We start from the raw sequence: 1,122 nt of genomic DNA on the forward strand, positions 1-1,122 counted from the left end.
TGACACAAAGAGAAGAGTGGTCGGGGAAAGTCACTGAAGGGTTCATAATGGGTTTCCAGAGGTGATTGAGGTGATTTCTTCTGCGGAGAAGCCGTAGCTTTGGAGCAAAGCAGGGATGTCAACCAGTGTAGGTTCAAGGGGTTTTCGGACCTCAATGATGGGTTCCCATGCGGGCTTCAATGCTGTTCCCAACCCATCCACAGAATCAATGAAGCCTTGGTCAGGTTGAGCACACCATGAGCATACTCGTGTGACCAGATCGTGGGCGGCATAGTCATCGAGAATCAGATACCGTTCCGACTCTTGTTGGAGGTCTAAACCCTGTTCGGGGTCAAAGGGGGCCGACTCCTCACTGCATTTGCATCTCGTGGCCCCGTAACGGTCTTTGACCTTCTTGAGCAGCGCTTTGTGGACATTGTGTGACTTTGGAAATCCGCTGCCATAGGTCCACGCAAGTACGTCTACGATCTCAAACCCGGCCATGCGCAACGATGCCATCATCATATGCAGCGTACGAGTGCCTGCAAAGACGCCACCCCGACCGCCCGGTTTAAGTACCCGGAGAACCTCACGCCAGATTCCGGGGCCCGGCACTGTAGCATCCCAAGTCTTCCCCATGAATCCCCCAGAGCTTTTTCCTTCGTGGGCTCCCTCTTGGACCCACCCTTGGAATAGCTCCAAGGGGTCTGGTTCCTCCCCAAGTCCGTAGGGTGGGTCAGTGATCAGAGAGTCGATAGAGTTGCTCTCGTGGCCTTTGAGTACGTCTAGGCAGTTGCCTAATTCAAGTGTGATGGAAGTGGTTTTCATGCGGTACTCCTAACAAGAGCGTTCAAGTAGTCGTTTAGATCTGCGGTGGAAGTGGCATTGTAGAAGAACCGTGAAGCTCCACCGGTATCACCAAACCCAGTTAGCTTGCTGCCGACTGCAATGTTTCCCCCGTAACCATTTGTGGCATTGCGCTGCCCAGAGGATCCTCTAGTCAGGCTGCCACTTTGGTTGTCAAGAATTTCCACGGGACAACCGGGCTCACATTTCCAATCTTCCACCTCTTCCTTGCCATCCGATGAAACATACCCCGCATTACCCTCTACGCCATGCGGATTCCACCCGCCTTGGTACACC

2 protein-coding genes are annotated in these 1,122 nt (G+C 53.5%); both read right to left on the reverse strand.

Annotated features, from left to right (window positions below):
* Window positions 1-42: 42 nt before the first annotated feature.
* Window positions 43-807, reverse strand: a complete 765-nt coding sequence (locus V6D20_13415; GenBank protein ID HEY9816779.1) for a hypothetical protein — start codon at window positions 805-807, stop codon at window positions 43-45.
* On the reverse strand, window positions 804-1,122 hold a 319-nt coding region (locus V6D20_13420; GenBank protein ID HEY9816780.1), incomplete at its 5' end, for a hypothetical protein. The genes V6D20_13415 and V6D20_13420, both read right to left, overlap by 4 nt.

Source organism: Candidatus Obscuribacterales bacterium (genome assembly GCA_036703605.1).
Taxonomy (GTDB): Bacteria; Cyanobacteriota; Cyanobacteriia; order RECH01; family RECH01; genus RECH01.

What these genes read in the sequence shown, in the direction of transcription:
- V6D20_13415 (HEY9816779.1), bottom strand. Translation starts at nt 807, where the DNA reads ATGAAAACCACTTCCATCACACTTGAATTAGGCAACTGCCTAGACGTA.